Here is an 18,353-nt window from a genome sequence, read left to right on the forward strand (position 1 = left end):
ATTATGCATATGATATTTCCCTTAGAGAATCCTATATATAAGTGGATAATACAAAAAAACGAGGTCTAATACATGAGTGAAAAAAGTTTTGAGGATTACCGTTTAAGCGATGAAATTAAAAGAGCTCTGTCTGTTTTAAGATATGAAACCCCCACTGAAGTTCAACGTAAAGTTCTGCCAGCAGCCTTGAAAAATAAAGATCTTGTGGTTAAATCACAAACAGGAAGCGGCAAGACTGCCGCCTTCGGAATTCCTCTTTGTGAGAAAATCGACTGGGAAGAAAAGCTGCCTCAGGCGCTTGTCCTTACTCCGACAAGAGAACTAAGTGTTCAAGTACGCGAGGATTTAACAAATATAGGAAGATTTAAACGAATCAAGGTAATGGCTGTCTATGGAAAAGAGCCTTTTGCTAAACAAAAAGAAGAATTAAAGCAAAAAACGCATGCAGTGGTCGGTACCCCCGGACGGGTGTTGGATCATATTGAAAGAGGGACCCTCGCTTTAGACAAAATTAAGTATCTTATTATTGATGAAGCCGATGAAATGCTTAATATGGGCTTTATTGACACAGTAGAATCCATCATTAAAAAGCTGCCGGCCAGCCGGGTGACGATGGTATTCTCAGCAACTCTGCCTGAAGATGTTGAAAATCTCTGCCATGACTATATGGAGAATCCCATTCATATTGAGATTGAAGCTTCAGGAATTACTACCGAAACTATTGAACATCGTGTGATCGAAGTGAAGGAAGAAGAAAAGCTTTCATTGCTGAAAGATGTGACGGTCGTAGAAAACCCGGATAGCTGCATCATTTTCTGCAGAACGAAAGAACATGTGGATACGGTATTCGGTGAGTTGGAAAAGTCCCATTATTCCTGTGAAAGACTTCATGGAGGATTAGAACAGGAAGACCGGTTTGCTGTTATGGAAGGTTTCAAAAGAGGGAATTTCCGATACCTCGTCGCAACAGATGTGGCTGCCAGAGGAATTGATGTTGAAAACGTCACACTGGTCATCAACTATGACGTTCCCATGGAAAAAGAAAGCTATGTTCACCGAACCGGAAGAACCGGACGTGCAGGAAATAAAGGAAAAGCGATTATGTTCGCTACACCTTATGAAGGTAAATTCGTAAGAGCCATCGAAAGATACATTGGATTTGAACTACCTTCTATGGACGTTCCAAACCCCCATGAAGTGGCTGCAGGAAAAGTAGCATTTGAAGAAAAACTCAGCGGCCGCCGTGTAGTAAAAAATAATAAAACAGCCCGCATCAACCAGGATATCATGAAGCTTCACTTCAGTGGCGGAAAAAAGAAAAAGCTCCGCGCAGTCGATTTTGTCGGAACTATCGCAAACATCCCAGGAGTTACAGCGGATGATATCGGAATCATAACCATACAAGATACTTTGTCCTATGTTGATATTCTGAACGGGAAGGGTTCGTTAGTTCTCCAGGCAATGGAGCATACACCGATTAAGGGAAAGAAGTTGAAAGTGAGCAAGGCAATTAAGTGATAAGCTAAAAATGACGAACTGCCGCCTTGAATCTATATTCAGGGCGGTTTTCAAACATTTTTGCTTATAGTTAGCGAAAGTGGACTACAGCTAGATGCCTGAGCAGCCGAAAAAATCAACTAATATACAATACTCCTTGTTCAGCTATCCTGCCAGTAACCAATTAAAGAATGAAATTAAAGTATCAGCCCTTGGCAAATTATATTTTGCTTATTAAACCCTTAACAAACCGCGAAATCCCCTTGCAGCATAGTAGGATTCCGCTCCATTGTGGTACACAAATACAGTGTCGTAGCGAAAATCACAAAATATGGCCCCGCCAAGTTTTCTAATATCAGCAGGTGTCTGCACCCAGCTCGATGTTTTCATATCGAACTTTTCCACTTTCTGCAGATCCCGGTATTGTTCTTCCGTTAATAGTTCAATTCCCATGTCAGCTGCCATATCCACAGCGTTATTTTCAGGTTTGTGTTTTTTTCTTGAATCCATAGCTTCCCGGTCATAACATACACTTCTGCGACCTTTAGGACTTTCTGCAGAACAATCATAAAAAATATATTCATCCGTCTTTTTATCATGACCAACAACATCCGGTTCACCACCAGTCCTCTCCATCTCATTGAGGGACCACATTTTTATAGTATTAGATTCGATCTTAGCTTGCACTTCAGCCCAATCGAGACCTTTATGCCGGTGCATGTTCTTCTCAAAGCGGACTTTCAAAATTCTGAGGAGTTCTTCACGCTGTGCTGGTGGTAACTCCTTATTCCTCGTTATCATCTTCATTTCCCCCTCCGTTATCCCCCAAACTAAACTGCTCCTTCGTACAATAACTTCAATAAAAAGATCATGATCCTTCTTGGATGGACGCACTCTTTAGTTTGAGTAATTCTTAAAATGATTTGTGTTGCTAATAACCTCTATCCTAATCAAATCTGCACTATGAAAACCCTATTTTAGACATACATTCAAAAGCTTTTTGTACAGTATCGTATATGTAGACAAAATTCTAATTAACCTCTTCCATTTCAATGTCCTCGCTGAAGAATCCCGTAGAAAAATGTCGTTAATCTAAATTTTCAAAAATATTAAGAAGCTGCACAACATGTGTTATATTTTTCCTTGGAAATCAAATGCCAAGGAGAATGATATGAAAATACAAGAATTAATTGTACAATTTATGATAAATAAATCGCAGCCGCCAAAGCATGCTAACTTTTTATTAGACTACGCCAGGAATGAATATGTTTCAGGTAAAATATGCTTACAAGACTATCGCCAGTTACTCCTGGAGTTAAGCCGGCGAGGGGCAACCCATCCTTAAGTATATGGTTATAAAGGAGAATAAACGTGGTCGATTTTGATTTTCCAAAAGAACATCCAAAACGAACCCAAAACCATCTAAAGGATCTATTCCCATCCGCATCCGGGATGACGTTTTCAAGAATGTATTTATGTCTGGTATGTATATTTGAACTCTATTTTTTTGATAGGAACGTAGAATGATTGACAAGTTTATCAAGGTATGAATAACCTGAGTCCCTTAAAGGATTCAGGTATTTTCGCTGCTAACTCATTAAATTGTTTTTTATAGAGAACTAATCCAAGCAGTTTCGGATTTGAGAACTTCTTCGTACAGCTCCTTCTAATATTCTTTTGAAATTTTATCGTTCTATTTCAGCTATATTTATTTAAAATCCCGGGTGATACATGGTATGACCATGTTTTTAGACGTCAAGAACGAGAGAGATTAAAGCATCGAGTTGTGTAAGAATCTCCACTTGTTCGAAGAAATTTTGTTCGTATTCCCCCTCCTCTCCCTCGCCACCTTCCCTATACATGCCTGTTAAGGTTATTTCCATTGGAGCACTGGCAAATAAAGCTCTCCATCCATTAAGAGTATTTTTCAATTTATTCACGGAGTCTTCATCAATAATAGTCATTCCGTAAAATCAAGCCCCATCTCAATAGCACGTTTGGAAAATGGATGATTTCTTTGCAGGAACCCAATTAAGTGTGTCATTCATATAAAATAAGGTCATCGTCAACTGCAATATGTCTAATCGCAGGTTCTTTTATTGAGTATATAAATACACGGATATCCGTATTTAGCAGTTCACCCTTCGGTACTAATTAAAAATTATACACTGGCATTAACCTATAACTCCTTTTATTGTTGTCGTTCAACTATAATTGATTTTTTTATTGCAATAATACCATTTTTATTCCTTAAGATAAGTGTGACAAATATTCAAATGCCGTTGTTCCATATACACCTTTAAAGTGTTTATTCAAATGGGTTAAATCAACAAATCCACATTCAGCTACCGCTGTGTAAATATCTCTATTTTTTTCTATTAAATACTTTGCCCGTTCTATCTTGCAATTAAGAAAGTATTGGTAAGGGGAAATTCTAGTATGAGCCTTGAAAAACCTTATAAACTGGAATTTTGATAAATTAAGCTCTGTACATATATCGTCAAGTTTAAGTACATTCCCTAAGTTGTTATGAATCATATCCTTTGCTTTTCCAACTAGAGTGTTATCTTTCTTATATTCCGTATATGGATTAGTAAGAATGAGGTAATCTGTAAGGGATACGAGTAATTCGCTGCACAAAGCCTCATTTTTTGCGCTTAATATCGCATGAGAAAGGCTTAATACTCTATGTTCTAAATTACGATCATACACAATAGGAGTGGAAAAACGCACTCTGTTTTTTTCCCCCGTTATCTGTAAAAGCATTTGCGGGTCAATATAAAGCATTACATAATCAAGCCCTGTCTCATCATGTGCCATTCCGTCATGCGCCTGCTCTGGATTAAAAAACATGACCCCATTTTGATAAGATAGTTGTAAACTGCCTTCCAAGTTATATTGCTGAATACCACGTAATGTTACCCCTATAGCATACTCCTGGTGAGAATGCTTTTTATAGGTGAAATCAGTCATACTTGCGGATAACGCAGTTATACCTGCCGATTTTTTATAGATAAATGTGTCCATGTAATTCACCTCAAGTCAGTTTACCTATATCCATATCATTATCACCGAATAAACTAAAAATAAAGCCATCAATATGTTAACAATCTTTTCATTTCTCCGTAAGAATTTCTTGGAAATTGTACCGGACAGTACCCAGGTAATAAATGCTAAAAATCCAATAAGAGTAATGACTCCAACACTTATTGTCACTGCAGCTATTGCAGAATAGTAGGGCAAGACAAAGCTGGGAAGTACAGTCATCGTGAAAAGTACAACCTTTGGATTTAAAAACTGCATAAGAAAACCGGATTTAAAGGAAGCTGATCGGTTTAAAGATGGTTCTGACGGTCCCATTTTGAAAATTTGATAAGCGAGATACAGCATATAAAGGCTTCCAATTATCTGCATGAAAATTAAAATTTTTGGTATGACCATTGTATTCAAGACAGCAGACATAAGAAGTAATAAACCAAAAGCGGCAGTTGCTCCATAGGTGTATTTCATTGCCTTTGCTGTACCTGAATTATGTACTGTGGATAGTATTACAATATTAGTGGGTCCAGGGGTAAAAGTAACAATAAAACAGTAAATTAAAAAAGATGAAATATTCATGAAGAAAACTCCTTTCAAGTGATCTTCATAATTATCATCTTAAAATTATAAGGCATCTAGTATATTATTGCAGATAAAGCTATTTCAAACCGAGAAAGAACAACTGTCTTTCAATGAGGTGATCATTATTCACAGTCTAAATTATTGTACTTTTACTATTATCACTATAAAACGAGTATTGAGAAAAACCTATCCTACTCCAGGTGACCGATTACTAAATAAGATTTTAATGTCTGTTGTAAAGTACCTTTTGTATCAGCCTTGTTTTCAAAGGAAACACCTGAATGGATCATTTTTCTTACTAGCTCCGCACGTAAACCAGTAATGACTGCTTTACACCCCATCATAGAAATTCCATCTAAGATCTTTTGATAATGAACGATTTCCTCTAAATCCATCTCTGCAATACCAGAAAGATCCATAATAAGAGTCTGAATCTTTAATTGAGATATTTCGGTTAAGACTTTTTCTTCAATAATGCGCATACGGTAGGAGTCCATTAAGCCTATCAGAGGCAAGACAGCAACAGTTTGGCTTATTGGAATAATTGGTACAGATAAATGTTCAACCATTTGCCTTTGAGAGTTGATTAATTCGTCTTTATAATTTGAATAACTGATCACAAAGGTGTTCAGGAATGTATCCACCTGATCATTAATTTCCTTTTCAAGCTTAAAAAAATTTGTAGTGGGGATCTTGTTTGGAGCGTTTTCATAATACTGTTCAACAAAATTCCATAGGGTACGGCGGATAGCCTGAACCCACTCTAACTTTAATTGGAGAGTAAGTGTATGTGCAGCCCACGCTATTCCTTCCTGTTGACCAAAAGCAACTAGGTTTTCACCTTTTTTTAGAATGATATACTCTACTAGTTTTCCAGCATTATGCAGCAAATCAATATTTCCTTTATCGAGAATTTCTTTTATTTTATTTCTAACATTAACTGCTTCTGATAACAGCTTCTCCTCAAAAAGCGAACGATTGTGTGTAATCAAAGTTAGGATATTATTCCTTTCATCATAGGTATTCATATAAGTTCTCCTTTTATCTAATTTAATTAGGTTTTAACCCGGTATTTTCAGTTTCAGTTCTTTTCGCTAAAGTAAATTATAAAATTCACTTGTAAAATGCTAGTAATAGCCCTCTAATCAAAGCAAAAACATTATAATAACAAAAGAACAACAAGGATACCGTTTTCGTAAAGGGTGCTTCCTGCTAGTTCTTAGTACGGTTTGTACCAATGATAAGCTTATCCCTTCCTCGATCAATGGCACCCTCTAGTTATGTATAATATTGTTGTATTCTACACCTATAAAGTGCAGTACATTCTATTAACTCACTCATTTGTTACCGAAGTAAAGCCATTTATGGCTTATAATCCCCATTATTTTGTTTATCCTCATAAGGAATATCAAAAGAGCCGTTACTAAAAAATACAATTAAAAAGCGTTAATCCTTTTCGGATTAACGTACTGTTGTTTAGTAAATTAATATAGTGAAGCAGACTATTTTTCAATTGTTATTTCTTCTAATTTCTTAATTCTCTTTTCTATTACTTCCAGTTCTTTTGGTAAAGAATCCAAAAACTGGTAATATTGTGCTCCGCCATATTTTAGTCCGGGGTATAGTATGTTTAAGGCTTCAACACCACGTTCATTAAGAAGGTTAAGTCGTTGCTTGGTTTGCTCTAAAGATTCTTGTAAATTCCCCAACAAGTCTGACATACTGTTTCCCCCCAAAGTAAATGCTTCCTAATATTTATTCTTATTACCCTGGTACATATTATTCAAACCACTTACGGCGAAATGAACTATACTCTCTTCACTTTGTCGTTGATTTTTACCTCCTAATAATAAAATAAGGTCATCTTCAACTGCAGCACTTCTAATCGCAAGTTCTTTTATGTGTAAATAAAAACACGGATATCCGTATTTGGCAGTTCACCCTTTGTAACTAAATGATAGTGATGCATGGCCATTAAATCATTACTCCTTTTATGAGAATGATCTTAATATTTCTCTGTTCTTATGTGCAAAATTCCTCTATATGATCTAAGGCGTGGGTATTTAAATAGTAATGATCTTTACTCAAACTACCATTGTAGAATAAACCGTCCATAATCGGCCAATACAAAATAAAAGGCTAACTTATTATCGTTAACCTTTTTTCGAAATATTAAGCTTTCTGAATAATTTTAAATTCGTAAATAAAATAAGAAAAATAAACGGATAAAGCAATGCTGAATACCATAATTTCCACCCGTTATAGTAAAGATAAGCTGTTTGCAAAATAAGCCATTCAAAAACTACAGAAAATATAGCCCACATGATGATATATTTAATTTTTTTAAGTGTAGATCCAGCTACAGGGAAAAAATTTAAAAATAGGATACTTACTGGGATAAAGTACATAAAGGAGCTTAAAAAACCTTGCCATTGAAAGCCATGTTTAAAATAGCCATAAAGATTATAATGTAGATCGAGAACTTCATCGGTCATAAGTCCATACATTACCGCAAAAATGGAAGTAGTATATAACTCTGATTTAGTAAGGTTCTTGGGAACAAAATATGCAACTGCGATAAGAATGATAAAAAAAATATAAACTAAAATCCACATCCGGTTTCCCCATTCAGGTTTTAGTTTCATTCTTTACAATCTCCCGCCTTTTATACCGGATGCAACATCATTGTATGTAAAGTCTTGCTTTAATAATGAATACATAAATAAATCATTTATTAGGGTTTCCATCGGGATCCTCCCAGCCCGATCTTAAATCATTTAAAAAATCATAAGGCTCAGACAGCATAGCGGCACCATTTTCTAGTAAGTACCTGAATGGCTGAATCAGTATCTGCTGTCCATACTACTATTTCACACCCATTTTATCCTGGGTTTGGAAAAGAGGCGCAGAGAGCCCTTACGCCCATCATAAAGAGCAAGGAATAAAGACCCCAACTGCATAACGAATGCAAACAGGGCCAAATATGTATATTCAATCTTCCCAATACCGGTAATTAGCCTTTTTCTTGAATAAATGTCTTAGGCATTACAACAAGTTCGACCACTCCACGAGCACAAAGAAGATCATCTGCAAATAATTCCGTATGAACTTTCCACCTTTTAGGATGGATTTCTTCCACTGTTCCAATCGCTCTTAGGGGAACATTTTGTGGAGTCGGTTTTAGGAATCCCACATTGAGGCTGGCGGTTACAAATCTGGGCGGTACTGAACCATCACCGATTTCGTTTCCATTCTTACGGTGCAAGGCAAGAGAGGCAGAGCCTGTTCCATGACAATCCATCAACGAGGCAATCAGCCCGCCATAGATAAAACCTGGAATTCCCATGTACTTGGATTCAGGCTTAAAGATCGTAACCGTCTTATCACCCTGCCAGCCCGTTCGAAGATGATGGCCATCTTTATTTAATCGGCCGCAGCCAAAGCACCAGGCAAAATCATCAGGGTAGACATCTTGTATTGCTTTTTCAATTATTTCTTCCACCATACATCCCCCATAATAATAATATAGTATGTAAAAACAGCGTAAATTAACTAGGCGTTCAGTCAAGTTGTACTATAAATATATACAAGTTTTTCCTCATGCACAACGATTTGTTGGTCCTTCTGTTCATCCTTCCATTTAGCGGTTTCCAGCTATTTTCAAGGTAACTATTTTATAAATATATTGAAACAGTCTGAATTGCTTGCTGAGGCAATGAATATCTTGATAAGTTTATGAATGGCAGGCTGGGAATCCAAATCAAATGAAGGATAAATGAAGGAGTGACGAGATATGGATAACAGGATTGAGACGTTTAGACTTTCTTATGTAACATTGTACACCTCAAATTTGGAACAAATGGTGGAACACTATACAAAGGTTATGGGATTACATTCTGTTGAAAAAGACTCAGACGGCACCGCTTACTTGAGTACAAGTACCGATCACCACAATCTAATACTAAAACCTTCTTCGACGGAAAAAGGCTTAAAGAACATAGGGCTTCAAGTGAAAAATACCCTTTCAATGGAAGAGATTGCAAAACAGCTTTCTGAAGCAGGAATACAAGCTGCGATAAAAACCGATGCTTCTCCCGGATTACGTCAATTCATTGAGTTTACAGATACCGAAGGAAACGAAATCCATTTATTTACCGAAATGCAATCAACAGGTTTGGGAATGAACAGGAATGGGATTGGTCCGAATAAATTAGGACACATCGCCCGCTGGGTAGAGAACCCTAAAGAGATGGTACACTTTTATGAGACCATATTGAGTTTTCGAGTTTCCGATTGGATGAGGGATTTTTTCGCGTTTATGAGGTGCAATCAAGACCATCATTCTGTGAATTTCATTAAGGCCATCCAACCGGATCAGGTCAATCAGCTGCATCACCTTGCTTTTGAGCTGCATGATTGGGGCCATTTGAAAGACAGTCTGGATTTGCTCGGCAGACACAACACACCCATTGTGTGGGGTCCTTTACGCCATGGAATCGGACACAATATTGCCGCCTATCATCAAGATCCCGATGGAAACCTGGTAGAACTGTTTATCGAATTAGATATCATGAATGAGGCAATGGGATATTTCGAACCCAGACCGTGGCACCGTGATTTTCCCCAAAGACCTAAAGTATGGGAAGACACTGAACTCGCCACTAGCCTGTGGGGCATCAAGCCGCCTGAGGGGCTTGTTGAGTAAAGTTTTAAAAGCCTTGATTCAAACAGGATACTGGTGATTTTACATATTCCGATTATATGGTCTCTGCTCCATGAAACGGTAATGCTTCATCAGCTAGAAAGCCATAATATCAAATCCCGCGCATTGTGAATAAATAAAAACGCCACTTGGCGTTTTTATTTTGTCTTTGGCCATATAACTTAGTTTGTATCCGATAGTAAAGCGAATATCTGATGGTCTTCCCATTGGCCATTAATCTTTACACCTTTCTTTTCTATACCTTCTCTTTGAAAGCCTGCCTTTTCTAAAACCCGCATCGAACCTGGATTGCTTAACATGACACCTGCCTCAATACGATGCAGTTTTAATCTGTTGAACGCATAATCTACTGCTATGGAAACGGCTTCTGTAGTAAAACCTCTGCCATTGTATTCTTCGTCCAATGAGTAACCAAGCAAACACCTTTGGAGCGGCCCGCGAGCCACTCTAAAAAGCGAAACATCCCCAATCAGAATGCCATGATCTTTTAAAAAAATTCCAAAAGAATAACTTTTATCTTCTTCGCGTTGTTTTATAGAATCACTAATATATTTCCGTTTTGTTTCAAGAGTATAGTAGTCATTATCAAAAGTGGGAGAATATTTTTGAAACCACTCACTATTCCGTTTATGCATATCAAGTAAGGCTTCTGCGTCCCTATATTCCAAAAAGCGTAAGAAAATATGATGACCTCTAAGTTCCATAATCATGACTCCTCTTCTATATAAAACTTTTTTACATATAGATTACACTGGCCTTCTTCCTTCAACTCTTACAATTGTTAAAATGTAATGATCTAATAATAAGGTACCCCGTGTAGAAAAATTGGAGTATTTAATTAAGGGCAGCCAACTTATCATAATGTTTTTCCAAACGTGTAAATATAATGAACTATGACCTTATACTAAAAGAAAAGAGGGTTATGGGATGAAGTGTAAGATTCATCGGTGTAATTGCCGAAAAACCTGGTCCATACAAAACCGTAAAATGAAGATCATAGCTAAATCCATTTTACTTAACGGTGAATGGGTGACAGAAGTAAAACCTGACCGAAGATTAAATCCAAAAGGATTTGTCATTACGAACAGTACTCAGGACATTATCACAGATCCCCCGGCAGAATTACTCAGGCAATTTAAAACAGCAACAAAGTTACTTTATAATAAAAACAGAGTTGAGTTTAATATTAACTCTGGCAAATTTCTATGGTTTGCGGAAAATGGAAGCTGTTATTTGTTAAATAGGCTGGATGAGGTATAGCTTAGCCGCCCTTAGTTGAACCTATTTCTCTTTGCAAGTCTTATATTCCTGGCAACAGAAAAGGCATATGCGATTTCAATACACATTAAACTGCCTATTTACAACACCCTCATATTTTTATAATAGACGGTATTCCAAGGAATCTATCTTATTTATATAATCGTATATTGTACACCTAAAAACTTCAATGCATCCTTAACACTCAAAAAAGTAATGATGTCCGCTAAGTTAATTCCCAGTTTAACGGCGCCCACAGCCAATTCAGGTCTTAAGCCGGTTATAAGGCTCTGTATGCCGAGTAATTTTAGTGGATTGGAAATTTTAAAAATAGACTCGATAACTAAAGCGTCCATCCCATGAACGATTATCGGCTCTAGTGAATATTCAATCACTTCTTTGGTAATTAATATCTTCAATGTTTTCACTCATTAAATCTCACTCCCTGAATATAACTTAACGCATTTTACTCCCCCTGTTCAAAAGATTGGCTTTTAAGCGTAATTAGGTAAGTTAATTAATCCTGTTAATCCATTCTAAGAGAATTGAACTTTTTACAACTATATCTTAATGAATCCCCTTATTCTTTAGAAATTCTTCAGATGAATGATCCTACAAGAACCATTTGAATTTACACAACTGATCAAAGTCCTCACAAAAACCGTAGATATATCTCATTTAAAGTAAAAAAACCGTGAGTTCTGCACGAATTCACGGTTTACGATCCTAATGGAACATATTACGTTCAGCTCCACACCAGCTTTTTCCCGAAACAAACCAAGCAGTCGAACAGCTCATCAGAAATACTAACATTTGAGAGGATTCCTCGATCCGCAGATCGGTCGAACTTCAGCCGGATCCACTGTTCCACGGCGAGAGCCCTCCTGCCGTCCTGCTCTTCTACAAGGTCATAGCTCGCTTCCTCTAATAGAAATATACCTGCTGACACATCATACATGAGATCCGCGAGTTTTTTGGCAAGGGCATTTTGGGTGTCAGCATCCTGATCGAGGACGTGGTCCATGGATTGTTCAAGCCGATCGGCTTCAGCTGTAAAGAAGGATTTTGATTCCTCCAGCTCAGGATGGTGAACCCTTTTTAATTTTTCCTTGAGATACTGAATCACGCTGCTGCTTCCTGTTTTGGATAAGGTTTTTAAGATTTCCAGGCTCTGTATGTTCGCTGTCCCTTCCCAGACCGGGTTCACAATCGCGTCCCTGATCAGCCTTGGAATGACATATTCCTCGATGTATCCGTTTCCCCCATGGAGCTCAAGGGCATCTTTTGCGGCAGAGACGCCTAGCTCGCTTCCTCTGTATTTTAAAAGAGAGAGGAATATGCGCAGCAGAGGATAATTGGTTTCATTTTTCCTGCCATAAGTATGCACTTCATCGAAAACCTGGAGAGTTTGGACAGCGAGCGCCCAGCCTGCCTCTATTTCTGTGATCATGTTCAACAGGGTTTCCCTCACCATGGGATATCGGCAGATCGGCTGACCAAAGGTATCTCTGTGATGGGTATAGATGGCGGCCTCTAGGAACGCCCTCCTGGCAATGGCAATGCCGCTCAGTCCTGTTCCAAGGCGAGAGACATTCAGGGCCTCGGCCATGTATTTGAATCCGTTTTTCTCCTCGCCAATGAGATAGCCGATGGCATTGTCCAGGATAAGCTCGCCGCTTGCGACGGCACGTACGCCGAGCTTATCCTTGAGCCGGCGGATGGTGACGGAATTGCGGCTGCCATCCCGCAGAGTGCGCGGCACAAGGAAAAGCCCCAGGCCTTTTGTGCCTGGAAGATCATTTACCCTCGCCAATACGATGGCAATCTCGGCATCGCAATTGCTGGCAAACCATTTTTCACCTGAGAGTAAATAATGGTCGCCATTTTTTATAGCTCTCGTTTGAGCGGCGCCGACATCGGAGCCTCCCTGGATTTCCGTTAGGAATGTGGCGCCTTCCGCCAGTTTTTCAGGATCCCAGGAGGCAAGGCTGGTTAAGTATTCAGCCTTTTGCTGCTCAGAGCCGAATTTCTCGAGTACAAAAGCGGTCGATTGGGATAGGCCGACCGGGCAGGTAAAGCCTGGCTCTGATTCGCACATGAGATAAATTAAAATAGAATTGACGAAAAAGGGGATCATTTCATGCAGCGTTTCATCATAGCGGTATGCCACAACACCGGTTCCATACCCGTCCTTCACCGTCTGCCGGTAGCCCTCGTTATACCAGACTTCATTGATTTCCTCGCCTTTTTTATTGTAGCGGATGAGCCTCGGCGCACCTTCCCGATCGGTATGGACAGCCCGCCGATCCATGGGTCCTGCCGCCAGGGCACCGGTTTTTTTAAAGGAATCCTGCACATAATCCAATACAGCTTGAGACAAGTAGCGCTTTGCATACCGGGTAAGGATCGGATCATCCGTATACCAATTCACATCATTTCCGCTTTCCCACCTGCTGTAGTGGATCTTGGCCGGTTCCTGCATCACTTTCTTCATTCCCTACATCTCCTTTACCTTTTGTTTTAGCAGCTTCCCGCTTGCACTATAAGGCAATTCCTTTACAAAGCTAAAGAGGCGGGGAATTTTAAACTCCGCCAGGGATTCGGACAGGTACCATTTTACTTCCTCTTCTGTTACAGTCTTTCCTTCATTTAAAACGATGACAGCCTTGACCGTTTCTCCCCAGTCGGCATGCGGAACTCCCACGACGCATGCCTGGTGGATGGCCGGATGCCTGGCCAGTACCTCCTCTATTTCACGGGGATACACGTTGATTCCGCCTGGGATGATCACATCCTTTTTCCGGTCAACAATATAGATGTAGCCGTCGGGATCTTTATACGCGATATCTCCGGTATACAGCCACCCATCCTTAACCACTTCTTCCGTGGCAGCAGGCTGATTATAATAGCCAATCATGAGCGAACTTCCTCTCAGGAGAATTTCACCATATTCCCCGGCATCGGTTTCGGCACCATCTTTTCTTATAATCTTCATTTCCATGTTGATGACAGGGTTCTTTCCGATGCTTCCCCGTTTCTCAAGGTGCTCATGCGGTCTCAGCAGGCATCCGTTCGGACCTGCTTCTGTTAATCCATAAACCTGATAAAAGTTTTGATTCTGGAAGGCTTCGGCGACAGATTCATAGGTCGCAAGGGGCATCGCACTGCCGCCGTAAGCAAAGGATCTCATGCTGGATAGATCATATTCGGAGATGTTTTTTTCTTTAGAGGCTAAAAGATAGGCAACCGGTGCGGCAAACGTAAAGGTGGTTTTTTCGTCAGAGACCCATTTCAGAAGGGCTTTTGGGGTGAAATCATCGATGATAAAGGAGGCTCCCATATACAGCGGGCCAATGAAGAAGCAATTTAACGGCGCTGAATGCGATAATGGCATAATGGTCAGGATACGGTCGTCACTTGTAAACTCCAACTCTACCGCCATGGCATAGGCCAGTGCCAGGATTCTTTCATGGGTGAAAACGACTCCTTTTGGGACTCCTGTCGTACCGGAAGTAAAAAGGATTTCGCATGTATCCTGAGGTCCAATCAGAAGGTTCAAATTATGCTTCTGGTACTCTCTTGATTCCTGATCGATCTCTTGGATCCTCCATTTGATGGAAAAAGACTCCACCTTTTCTGCAAAATCGGCGTCATATAAGATCCCATCCGCCTCGGCATTCTGGAGGATGGTGTGGATTTCGCCCTGCGTCAATTTATTATTGATGGGCATGGGAATCGCCCCCAGCTTCAACAGTGAGAAAAATGCATAGAGAAAGTACTGATCATTTTTTGCAGCGATGGCGATACGGCTTTCCTTTGCCACTCCCCGACCGCTTAAGAATCTGGCAATCTGATTCGTTCTTTGATTCATGGCTGCATATGTAAGGCGGTCCGTCTTTGTGATAAACGCTTCTTTATCCGGATAAATTTCGGCATTCCTTTCTAACAAGCCGTGAATGGTATCCATGGGTTCCCTCCTATTTTAAGAATTGGATCCTATTATATAAGGAATCTGGTACTCTCTCTCCTTTTTTGTTAGCGCTTTCAATGTTGTAACTATCACTAGTGTACCATGCATGTGCGTAAAAGTGTATGATAGGATATTTGCGTTGGTTTCAGTATTAGAAAATGATGTGCAAGGATTGAGATATCTCTATTTATAAACCTTCATTCATACCCTTTGCTTCAAATGTGAAGGTAAAGGGTAAAGCTAGTACAAGGAGGTGAAAATCAATGTCCAAGCCTATTGAACTTACCCAGATCACGATTATCCAAAAAGATACACCCAATAAAATCCGCGAAGCGTATATTGAGGGTTTTGAGGAGCCTATTGAGTTTGGTGTACATGGAGGAGTCAAGGAATTTTATGGCGTTGAACCGAGCGTCGAGCATCCTTCTACACTTGACTACATAGTCGCTGCAGCCGGAGGCTGACTGGTCGGGACCCTATCAGGCGCGCTGGAAGCGCGTAAAATTCCGACTTCACCAGACAAAGTCAAGGCGAGTGTACAGGGTGTTATAGAAGAGGTTGAAGGTGTACTTAGGATCACCAGAATCCGCTGCCACTATCAAGTCAAGCTCCCTGATGGAAAACAGGCTGCGGCAGAACGGGCCTTATCCGTTTTTGAACGAGGATGCCCGGTGGCCCAGACCCTTAAAGGGGCTATTGAATTTGAGCATACCTGGGAGCTTGAACCCTATTAAGAATAAGTGCCCCCTTCCTTATGGCCGGGGGCCTTGTCTTTATAGCTTAATCAACACGGGGCAGCTTTACATGCTCTAATTTCTCAGGATTTCTCACAATATAAATATCGGCGATTTGGCCTTGTTTAACATGAAAGGAGCATACGGTCAGCATTCCGCCGGCTTCCCTGATCAGGAGTCCGGGACCGCTGTTTACCGTCATGAATTGAAAAAGTGCCGGTTTTTCCGGATCATGGTTCTGCTCCATAAGATTTGCAATAAAACGGACAACGAGCTTCTTGGAATGCACGGGCTTTAAGGCTGCATACACTTTTCCGCCGCCATCCGAATAAATGGTCACATCCTGAAGCAGCAATTCTTCCAGTTTTGAAAGGTCACCCCGCTGCAGGGCGGCTGCAAAAGTTTCGATTCCCTGATGATGCGGCACATCTTTCAGCTCCTCTTTGATTAAAGGAAGCTTAGGCTTTATGCGGCTGAAAATCTTCCTGCAGCCAGGCTCACTGCGTCCCAGGATCTGTGCAATGGCAGCATATTCATATTCCAGGACTTCCCTGAGGATGAACACGGCACGCTCGATGGGCTTCAGCTTTTCCAGCAGCAGGAGGAAGGCAAAGGAGACGGCTTCTCCCTTCATCACTTCCGCAACAGGATCATGGGGATCCAGAATCAAAGGCTCGGGAAGCCACGGACCCATGTAAACCTCACGCTTTTTGCGGGCAGATTTCAGGTAATCCAGGGATTTATTCGTCACCATTTTACAAAAGTACGCCTTTCTATTTTCCGCATGCTCCCATGATTTTTCACTGGCTGTTACATACACATCATGAACGATGTCCTCCGCATCGGAAACCGTGCCGAGCATCCGGTACGCGATGCTAAAGAGCAGCGGATGATATTCTGAATACACGTTCTGAAGTTCCAAGGTGTTCCCTCCTTCACTGATTGATACTCGCAAGATCCCATGTATACTCCCTGATTTTTTCTGCAACTTTCCCTGAAACGGCAAAGTCCATCCCCCATTTACGTGCCCATACCAGCCCATCACCGGGGCCAAGGCCGATGCAAAGCAATTCAGGGGAATGCTGATGTGGAACTGAAGGGAGTACATCGTCATCCCCTGTCAGGATTTTGGCCAGTCTCTGTGCCTGTGAAATCGCTTCTTTACAGCTCATGGGTGCAGCATGGTTCTTCCTGGCATCAACTGCATGAACACAATCTCCAATAGCATACAGAGCTTCATAATCAGCCACCCGGTACCAAGGATCAACTCTAACTTTTCCTTCATCTGTAAGAGGAAGGCCGAACCCGCGAAGACAAGGGTGCGGCTTTAGTCCGACTGTCCAGATGCAGTAATCTGCTTCCAGATGGGATTGATCCGAGAAATAGAGGGAGTGGTCGATGAATCTTTCAGCCGTTTTCTGATAGATCACCTTAATTCCATGTTTTTTTAGCCGGCCCTCTAGACGCTCACTGATCTTGGCGGGAGCTTCGCTTACGAGCCTCTCTTTTTTATGGATTAGAACTATTTCCATTTTCCCCGGCTCAAATCCTCTTTTTTCTCCTTCATGTTTAAGCCAGGCACCTGCTTCTGCCGCTGTTTCGATGCCTGTGATTCCTCCCCCGGCTATGGCTATTCTAAGCATCTTTTTTGGAGAATCCAGCATCTCCAATAGCTCCTGCCGAATGACTATTGCTCTTTCAAGATTTGTCAAAGCAACGCCTCCTTGCTCGGGATTTATATCCTCGATCACACTTCCCATTGCCAGGACCAGCGTATCGTACGAAAGGCTGCGGATCACTCCCTCCTTCTTTTCAAATTCGATGATTTTCTCTTCAGGATGAACAGCCGTTATCCTGCCTTGAACAAATTCAGCATTCTTCTTGCAGTAAGCGGCGAACGGGACATGTAAATCTGAGATGTCTTCGCTCACGATCCCTTTAAACAGCTTTACCTTTTTAAAATGGAACGCATTTTTATCTATCAGGATGATTCGGTGGTTTGTATTGATTTTCTGCAGCGCATGGACGAAGTTAATCCCCGCATATCCGCCGCCTGCCACGACAATGGTCTTCTTTCCCATATCATCCATCTCCTTTTTTTATTCTGCTTTCAGGACGATTACACACAGGAATTTGTGACGAAAAAAATACAGGGTTATCCACATTTATAATGTACAGGCATCTAAAGCCGTTCATAAGATAACAGCAGGATCACTGCTACTTTCACGAAATAACAGTGAGGCTTATTCTAGAAAGGAGACTGATATCATGTCGTATCGAAATGGTTACGGTCCAAGATATGGTCCAAGAGTCCGCCCGGGGTATGGTCCGGGATACGGCCCTCGCGGGTATGGCGGCCCTTACCGCTATGGGTATGGCCCGGGTCCTTATGGTTATGGAGCTGCAGCTTTTGCCGGGGGGCTTGTAGGCGGGGCTGCCGGAGCAGCGATTGTCGCTCCCTTCTTCTTCTTTTAATGCAAATGTCCCCCTGGTATTCCAGGAGGACATTTTTGCTTTTTCATCTTGAGTAGTTGACGATATGATCGGATAG

At 40.8% G+C, this 18,353-nt stretch carries 21 protein-coding genes; 7 read left to right on the forward strand and 14 right to left on the reverse strand.

Annotation, left to right across the window (positions count from 1 at the left end; translation table 11 throughout):
• Positions 1 to 72 precede the first annotated feature (72 nt).
• Positions 73 to 1,518 carry a DEAD/DEAH box helicase gene (locus H539_RS0101630; protein WP_026692054.1) on the forward strand — a complete coding sequence of 482 codons (1,446 nt, stop codon included), beginning with the start codon at positions 73 to 75 and terminating at the stop codon, positions 1,516 to 1,518.
• 213 nt (positions 1,519 to 1,731) lie between these two features.
• On the opposite strand, the gene H539_RS0101640 is transcribed toward H539_RS0101630, so the two are convergent.
• Positions 1,732 to 2,298, reverse strand: a complete 567-nt coding sequence (locus H539_RS0101640; RefSeq protein ID WP_035321723.1) for a DUF4256 domain-containing protein — start codon at positions 2,296 to 2,298, stop codon at positions 1,732 to 1,734.
• 370 nt (positions 2,299 to 2,668) lie between these two features.
• Between H539_RS0101640 and yppF the strand changes: the two genes are divergently transcribed.
• Complete coding sequence (yppF, locus tag H539_RS30540; RefSeq protein ID WP_155889916.1) at positions 2,669 to 2,842, forward strand: YppF family protein; 174 nt, start codon at positions 2,669 to 2,671, stop codon at positions 2,840 to 2,842.
• A gap of 403 nt (positions 2,843 to 3,245) precedes the next feature.
• On the opposite strand, the gene H539_RS0101650 is transcribed toward yppF, so the two are convergent.
• From H539_RS0101650 to H539_RS0101685, 7 genes are all read right to left on the reverse strand, one after another.
• Positions 3,246 to 3,461, reverse strand: coding sequence for a hypothetical protein (locus H539_RS0101650; protein ID WP_026692056.1), 216 nt, complete (start codon positions 3,459 to 3,461; stop codon positions 3,246 to 3,248).
• Positions 3,462 to 3,747: 286 nt separating this feature from the next.
• Entirely contained in the window at positions 3,748 to 4,524 is a 777-nt protein-coding gene (locus tag H539_RS0101655) for an AraC family transcriptional regulator (protein ID WP_026692057.1), read from the reverse strand.
• A gap of 24 nt (positions 4,525 to 4,548) precedes the next feature.
• Positions 4,549 to 5,115, reverse strand: a complete 567-nt coding sequence (locus tag H539_RS0101660) for a LysE family translocator (RefSeq protein ID WP_026692058.1) — start codon at positions 5,113 to 5,115, stop codon at positions 4,549 to 4,551.
• Positions 5,116 to 5,309: 194 nt separating this feature from the next.
• Positions 5,310 to 6,146 carry an STAS domain-containing protein gene (locus H539_RS0101665; protein WP_026692059.1) on the reverse strand — a complete coding sequence of 279 codons (837 nt, stop codon included), beginning with the start codon at positions 6,144 to 6,146 and terminating at the stop codon, positions 5,310 to 5,312.
• Between the two features lie 474 nt (positions 6,147 to 6,620).
• Positions 6,621 to 6,839 (reverse strand): hypothetical protein, encoded by a 219-nt coding sequence (locus H539_RS0101670; RefSeq protein WP_026692060.1) that lies wholly within the window; start codon positions 6,837 to 6,839, stop codon positions 6,621 to 6,623.
• Between the two features lie 432 nt (positions 6,840 to 7,271).
• Positions 7,272 to 7,763, reverse strand: a complete 492-nt coding sequence (locus H539_RS0101675; RefSeq protein ID WP_051348396.1) for a hypothetical protein — start codon at positions 7,761 to 7,763, stop codon at positions 7,272 to 7,274.
• 368 nt (positions 7,764 to 8,131) lie between these two features.
• Positions 8,132 to 8,623 (reverse strand): PaaI family thioesterase, encoded by a 492-nt coding sequence (locus H539_RS0101685; protein ID WP_081415753.1) that lies wholly within the window; start codon positions 8,621 to 8,623, stop codon positions 8,132 to 8,134.
• Between the two features lie 288 nt (positions 8,624 to 8,911).
• On the opposite strand from H539_RS0101685, the gene H539_RS0101690 reads away from it, so the two are divergent.
• On the forward strand, positions 8,912 to 9,823 hold the full coding sequence (locus H539_RS0101690) for a VOC family protein (protein WP_026692063.1): 912 nt from the start codon (positions 8,912 to 8,914) through the stop codon (positions 9,821 to 9,823).
• A gap of 179 nt (positions 9,824 to 10,002) precedes the next feature.
• Here the strand turns inward: H539_RS0101690 and H539_RS0101695 are convergent, their stop codons facing one another.
• Entirely contained in the window at positions 10,003 to 10,545 is a 543-nt protein-coding gene (locus tag H539_RS0101695) for a GNAT family N-acetyltransferase (protein ID WP_026692064.1), read from the reverse strand.
• Between the two features lie 223 nt (positions 10,546 to 10,768).
• Here H539_RS0101695 and H539_RS0101700 point away from each other — a divergent pair, with 223 nt between their 5' ends.
• Positions 10,769 to 11,101 carry a hypothetical protein gene (locus tag H539_RS0101700; protein WP_026692065.1) on the forward strand — a complete coding sequence of 111 codons (333 nt, stop codon included), beginning with the start codon at positions 10,769 to 10,771 and terminating at the stop codon, positions 11,099 to 11,101.
• Between the two features lie 152 nt (positions 11,102 to 11,253).
• On the opposite strand, the gene H539_RS0101705 is transcribed toward H539_RS0101700, so the two are convergent.
• The 3 genes from H539_RS0101705 to H539_RS0101715 all read right to left on the reverse strand — a co-directional run bounded on the left by H539_RS0101705 (position 11,254) and on the right by H539_RS0101715 (position 15,065).
• Positions 11,254 to 11,526: an STAS domain-containing protein gene (locus H539_RS0101705; RefSeq protein WP_026692066.1), complete on the reverse strand. Its 273-nt coding sequence runs from the start codon at positions 11,524 to 11,526 to the stop codon at positions 11,254 to 11,256.
• 317 nt (positions 11,527 to 11,843) lie between these two features.
• Positions 11,844 to 13,592, reverse strand: a complete 1,749-nt coding sequence (locus H539_RS27530) for an acyl-CoA dehydrogenase family protein (protein WP_051348397.1) — start codon at positions 13,590 to 13,592, stop codon at positions 11,844 to 11,846.
• Between the two features lie 3 nt (positions 13,593 to 13,595).
• Positions 13,596 to 15,065, reverse strand: coding sequence for a class I adenylate-forming enzyme family protein (locus H539_RS0101715; protein WP_035321725.1), 1,470 nt, complete (start codon positions 15,063 to 15,065; stop codon positions 13,596 to 13,598).
• Between the two features lie 266 nt (positions 15,066 to 15,331).
• Between H539_RS0101715 and H539_RS0101720 the strand changes: the two genes are divergently transcribed.
• A complete protein-coding gene (locus tag H539_RS0101720) occupies positions 15,332 to 15,532 on the forward strand; it encodes a hypothetical protein (RefSeq protein ID WP_026692068.1) in 201 nt (66 codons plus the stop codon).
• Positions 15,533 to 15,802, forward strand: a complete 270-nt coding sequence (locus H539_RS33350) for an OsmC family protein (protein ID WP_081415761.1) — start codon at positions 15,533 to 15,535, stop codon at positions 15,800 to 15,802. It begins immediately after the preceding gene.
• Between the two features lie 46 nt (positions 15,803 to 15,848).
• Here H539_RS33350 and sigJ read toward each other — a convergent pair whose 3' ends face one another.
• Both sigJ and H539_RS0101730 read right to left on the reverse strand, forming a co-directional pair.
• Positions 15,849 to 16,724, reverse strand: coding sequence for an RNA polymerase sigma factor SigJ (sigJ, locus tag H539_RS0101725; RefSeq protein WP_026692069.1), 876 nt, complete (start codon positions 16,722 to 16,724; stop codon positions 15,849 to 15,851).
• A gap of 13 nt (positions 16,725 to 16,737) precedes the next feature.
• A complete protein-coding gene (locus H539_RS0101730; RefSeq protein ID WP_026692070.1) occupies positions 16,738 to 17,883 on the reverse strand; it encodes an NAD(P)/FAD-dependent oxidoreductase in 1,146 nt (381 codons plus the stop codon).
• A gap of 187 nt (positions 17,884 to 18,070) precedes the next feature.
• On the opposite strand from H539_RS0101730, the gene H539_RS27535 reads away from it, so the two are divergent.
• Complete coding sequence (locus H539_RS27535; protein WP_035321726.1) at positions 18,071 to 18,277, forward strand: hypothetical protein; 207 nt, start codon at positions 18,071 to 18,073, stop codon at positions 18,275 to 18,277.
• Positions 18,278 to 18,353 lie beyond the last annotated feature (76 nt).

Origin of the sequence: Peribacillus kribbensis DSM 17871, from assembly GCF_000430765.1 — a bacterium.
GTDB classification, from domain to species: domain Bacteria; phylum Bacillota; class Bacilli; order Bacillales; family DSM-1321; genus Paraperibacillus; species Paraperibacillus kribbensis.